6 protein-coding genes are annotated in these 5,104 nt (G+C 35.2%); 2 read left to right on the top strand and 4 right to left on the bottom strand.

The window, feature by feature from the left end:
- From BM227_RS12295 to BM227_RS12280, 4 genes are all read right to left on the bottom strand, one after another.
- The coding region (locus BM227_RS12295) for a chloride channel protein (protein ID WP_177202040.1) at positions 1-720 on the bottom strand (720 nt) is incomplete at its 3' end.
- A 181-nt stretch (positions 721-901) separates the two neighbouring features.
- The gene (locus BM227_RS12290; protein ID WP_092914272.1) at positions 902-2,101 is read right to left on the bottom strand and encodes an ABC transporter permease; all 1,200 of its coding nucleotides are present in this window, start codon (positions 2,099-2,101) and stop codon (positions 902-904) included.
- Positions 2,102-3,019 (bottom strand): efflux RND transporter periplasmic adaptor subunit, encoded by a 918-nt coding sequence (locus tag BM227_RS12285; RefSeq protein ID WP_177202062.1) that lies wholly within the window; start codon positions 3,017-3,019, stop codon positions 2,102-2,104. It lies immediately after the preceding gene.
- Positions 3,019-3,726: an ABC transporter ATP-binding protein gene (locus tag BM227_RS12280; RefSeq protein WP_092914268.1), complete on the bottom strand. Its 708-nt coding sequence runs from the start codon at positions 3,724-3,726 to the stop codon at positions 3,019-3,021. Before BM227_RS12280 ends, BM227_RS12285 begins: the two co-directional genes overlap by 1 nt.
- 123 nt (positions 3,727-3,849) lie before the next feature.
- Here BM227_RS12280 and BM227_RS12275 point away from each other — a divergent pair, with 123 nt between their 5' ends.
- Together BM227_RS12275 and BM227_RS12270 are read left to right on the top strand one after the other, a co-directional pair.
- Positions 3,850-4,521: a response regulator transcription factor gene (locus tag BM227_RS12275; RefSeq protein ID WP_092914266.1), complete on the top strand. Its 672-nt coding sequence runs from the start codon at positions 3,850-3,852 to the stop codon at positions 4,519-4,521.
- On the top strand, positions 4,514-4,765 hold the full coding sequence (locus BM227_RS12270; protein ID WP_092914265.1) for a hypothetical protein: 252 nt from the start codon (positions 4,514-4,516) through the stop codon (positions 4,763-4,765). Before BM227_RS12275 ends, BM227_RS12270 begins: the two co-directional genes overlap by 8 nt.
- Positions 4,766-5,104 lie beyond the last annotated feature (339 nt).

Below are 5,104 nucleotides of genomic sequence, written 5' to 3'. Positions count from 1 at the left end.
GTCAGATATAAAACCAAAAAACAGACCTGCAGCTACAACCTGAAGAATTAATGGAATATCAAGTGAAATATTTTGATAGAAATGTACATCAAAATATGTATACTCAACACCAAGGAATTGTGCTGTTGTAAAAGCTGCAAATCCAGCAATAAATGAAGGGAGAAGAACATCATACAGTATGACACCTATTATTAATACTTCTACTCCAAAAATAGCACCGGCTATGGGTGTACCGAAAACAGAAGCAAAACCGGCACTAATGCCACAAATAACCAGTTTTTTACGATCTTCCGGAGAGAATTTTAAAATATCTGATAACCATGATGCTGCACCAGCACCAATTTGCGCGCCAGGCCCCTCTTTCCCAACAGAACCGCCAGCAAAAATAGTTAAAACAGTAGCAAAAAGTTTAACAGGAATTACAGCTATATCTATTTGACCATATCTTTTATGAACAGCTTCTATAACTTTTTCAGTACCATGGCCTTCAGCATTGGGAGCAAATTTACGTACAATCCAAACTGTCAAAAAAAGGGCAAATGGTAATAGGTAGTAGTAACTAAAAGGAATATCTGATCTGCTTGTTTCTGCAATTTGTAAAATTTTTAAAAACAGTGTAACTATTGCTCCTATCATTACTCCCACAAATGAAGAGAGTACTACCCATTTCGTAACACTAAAGAAGATAGCAGTCTGTTCTGTAATATGTTTACGGATCATAAAAAATTCCTTATTACTTACATCACTATAAATAATTATTATATAGATATTTTTTAATTAAAAACTTATCTTATTAAAAGTATAACAAATTAAAAGAAAAAGTCAAATAACTAAAATTTATTTTTAAACAAAGGATAGCAGAGAGACTCTATTATGAGGAATATAATATACTATTATAGTATTATTTACTGTAAAAGACTCTACCAGGATCAAGTTTTAAAACAGGTCGCATACTTATGAGTGCGGCAGTTAGGCTAATAATCATAACACCAAAAACTCCAACTAAAGGAGCAAACCACATTAGTCTAAAAGGGTAGTTGATTTCAAAACCAACAATTAACTCACCTACCAATGCACACACTCCAATGCCTATGCCAGCTCCAATAAAGGCACTAACCGATGCTTGTGTAAATATCATTGACAACAGTGTTTTGTCTGATGTACCTATCGCTTTAAGCACTGCATACTGTTGAAGATTTTCATAGGTAAACATATAGAGCATAATACCTGTAAAACCAAAGCCAACTGTCATAGCAAGTATTAGCATTGCACTCATATCGCCAACATCTTCTGAGTTTATTAAGTACCATTTGATTGTATCTTTCTTAAAATCATCAGATGTTCTTGCACTAAAACCTGTAATTGTGCTAATTCTTTGAGCCAATTTCTTAGGCGATACACCAGGCTTAGCAGAGACCAGAACAAATGTGATGTAGCGACTCTCTGATGGCAAAATCTTTTTAAAGGTAGAAAAAGTTGTGTAAATTAAAGGTCTTGGAGGAAATCGTGGAATTGTCTTTGAAATCCCTGCTACAAATACTCTTTTATCATTAATTAGCAACTCATCACCCGCTTTTAAAGAGCGCATAGGTACAGAGAGATGCGCACCGTCATATGCCCACTGATCTCTTTTGTAAATAGGCGTTTGCAGTTTCCCCTCTGTACCACCAGAAGCGACAATGACAGCATCTGGAATATGCAGTAATGTCTCTACATCTCCAAAAGGAGGTTTTGGAGCACCTGCCAATGTTGCATCATCTACACCGATCATCTGAAAAGTCTGAAACCTGCCATTTGGAAAGCGAACACTAATGTCACCTATCGCAAGAGCAGTGGCATAATTGACCCCATCAATACTTTTAACTTGACTAAGTACCGATTCAGGCATATTGATTGTCATCTCCGTAGAGCGTACTGCCGGATCCATTACCCAAACATCTGCTGTAGGATTTTCAGAGATTAAAGCAAAACTGTTTGTCATAAAACCGGCAAAAAAGGAGAGTGCAAAAGTTACAAGAAAAGCAGTAAATGAAATACCAAAAAGAAGACCAAAAAATTTGGTACGATCACCCCATAACATTTTAATGGCAATATTTAGCATCTATCTCTGCCCTACTCTTTTACTTTGATCTGCATCTATAAAAACATCCATCATCTCTCCGACATAGAGTGGAAAAGATGGCTTATCAAACATATAGATAACTTGAAGAACCCGTACATCGCTTCTTTCAGTCGGTAGCCCAGTCATAACCTTTTTAGGAACAATATATGGTTCTATGCGCAAAAACTTAAGCGGCACTTTCATTTCAGGGTGTCCTCGCACAAAGGCAACAGCCTTAGCACCTGGTTGAATACGCCAAGCATTATATTCATCTACATTGACACGAAGGTTTAACTTGTTACTTCCAATCACTAAAAAATGTGAAGTTAAAGCTGATGCTTCTAAAAAACTGCCTGGTGTTACATTGCACTGAAGTACAATGCCATCAATCGGCGAATGTATTGTATATCTTTCAATATCTTTTTTCAGACTCTCCATTTTAGCAATAGCTGTTTTTAAAACAGCCTTTGAATGTACATAATTGTCTCTTGATATTTCAAAACTTTTTTTACTTATTGCTCCGCCTGCAGACTCTTTGTAGAGTTTTTTATCTATTTCATAAATATTTTTATATTTGATCATAGCACTGCGTGCCTCTTCAACCTTTGCTTTCAAGTATGGAAGTTGGTTTCTAAGTTTACGATCATCAATTTTAAAAAGAGGATCACCCTTTTTAATAGTATCACCAGCTTTGACATAGACCTCTTCTACAACACCTGAAACAGGAGTACCGATAGAGATGTTTCTTGTACTTGGCTTAACAATGCCAGTTCCTGCAACAAACGATTTAAAGGGTATATTCCATTTAGGGATCGGCTCTGTATTTACCTTAGCAGGATCAGACTGCTGTAAAATAAGTGTAACGGTTAAAATTATCCCCAAAAGAGACAATCCTATAATAAAATTAAATTTCTTCATCATCTCTCTTTTATATGTGTAATTTTTCCATCATCCATATAGGCAATTCGATCAGCAAAATCTAAGATCCGATTATCGTGCGTCACAACAATTACTGTAGTTTGCAACTCTTTAGATAGCTTACTTAAAAGTTTCATCACATTTAGTCCTGTTGAGTGGTCAAGATTGCTTGTAGGTTCATCGCAAATAATAAGTTTAGGTCTATGAACAATGGCACGGGCAATTGCAACACGTTGCTTCTCTCCCCCACTCATCTGTGAAGGCAATGCACTATGCCTCTTATTTAAACCAACCAAAACGAGAGCTTTTGCAGACCTTTCCATCGCCTCTTTTCTCTCTATACCTTTAACCAAAAGAGGAACTGCCACATTCTCTTGAGCAGTAAGTGCCGGCAATAGATTAAAAGCTTGAAATACAAATCCAATATTCTCTCTTCTAAACAGAACTGTATCTTTTTCAGATATTTTAGAAATATCCAAACCCAACACTTTGCAAACGCCACTGTCAAACGACAGCATTGTAGAGATAATAGAGATAAATGTCGTCTTTCCGCACCCAGAGGGACCGACAATCATCATCAATTCACCTCTATAAATATCAACATCTACACCACGAAGTGCCAAAACCTTAGAAGTACCACTTCCATAAGCTTTTACTATGTTTTTGCAATGTATAGCAATCTCTTTAAACTCTTTTTCATTACTCATAAAAATTAGTATAATTGACGATTATTAAATAAATATGAAGTGAATATGAAATTTTTTTCATCTACTATTCATATAAATTTTATGTTTTAGTAATAGACTTCTTTTAAAAGAGATGGAGATTTTATGAAAGTTTTATTGATTGAAGATGATAAAAAGATCTCTTCTTTCATCACAAAAGGACTTAAAGAGGAGCTTATGAATGTCGATTGTGCCTTTGATGGTGAAGAGGGTTTTTATCTTTTGCAAATAAATCGGTATGATGTCATCATTGTAGATTGGATGCTTCCTAAAATTAGTGGTCTAGAGCTCATTAAAAAAATACGCACGGCAAACATAGTTACCCCCATACTGATGCTTACGGCGCGTGGAGATGTAGATGATCGTGTAGAGGGGCTACAAAGCGGTGCAGATGACTACCTTCCAAAACCATTCTCTTTTAGTGAACTTGTTGCCAGAATTCAAGCACTGCATCGTCGAAACAGTTATAATGAAAATCTTACACTGCATACAGCAGACCTGACACTTGATCCTATAAAACGAGAAGTTAAAAGAGATGGAAAAGTCATTGATTTAAGTACAAAAGAGTATGAACTTTTAGAGTTACTACTGCGCAATAAAGGCTATATTGTTACAAACACAGTTATATTAGAACAGATTTGGAATATGCAAGAGTTTTTTGAAAGCAATGTCATTAATGTAACAATCTATCATCTTCGCAATAAAATCGACAGAGGGTTTGAAAAAAAGCTTATTCAAACTATACGTGGATCTGGATACAGGATTGTTAATGAATAGTGCAAAATGGCGACTTCTCTTTGCTTATGCTTTCGTACTTGGTATTGTCATACTGCTCTTTGGAGGAGCATTAGTTATAGGACTGAACTACAGCTTCAATAAAACATTGGAAAACTCTATGCAAGCTATTGTAGCTGATATTAAAAATGAAGAGCTTATACACTTAAAAAAAGGTACTATTGATACAAAAGAGGAGTTTTTGCTATCACCTATTTTCATAAAAGTATATGAAGCCGTTTTATAAGAAACAACTTAAACGGCTGAAATTTTAAAAAAAAACATACCTTTTTGTTTCATTTTTAAAACACTTCAAAACTGCGAAGTGTTTTGATGATGAAACATAAGTTTCATCAATAACACTAACAAGGTATCGGCTTGTAGTTTAATAGAGCCGATATAGTTTGATTTTTGTTGTTGTGTTAGCTCTTTAACAATTCATTGTCAATGGCACAAATACAATCAAGAGGAAGTGCTATCTATTTTGTTGGTTGTGCAACAAATACTCTCTTAGGATCATAAGGTGTATTATGCACATAGATTGCATAGATAATCTGCAATAGTTTTCTTGCCGTAATAATGAGTG

Source organism: Hydrogenimonas thermophila (assembly GCF_900115615.1).
GTDB classification, from domain to species: Bacteria; Campylobacterota; Campylobacteria; order Campylobacterales; family Hydrogenimonadaceae; genus Hydrogenimonas; species Hydrogenimonas thermophila.
This window is presented reverse-complemented; position numbering and strand designations above follow the sequence as displayed.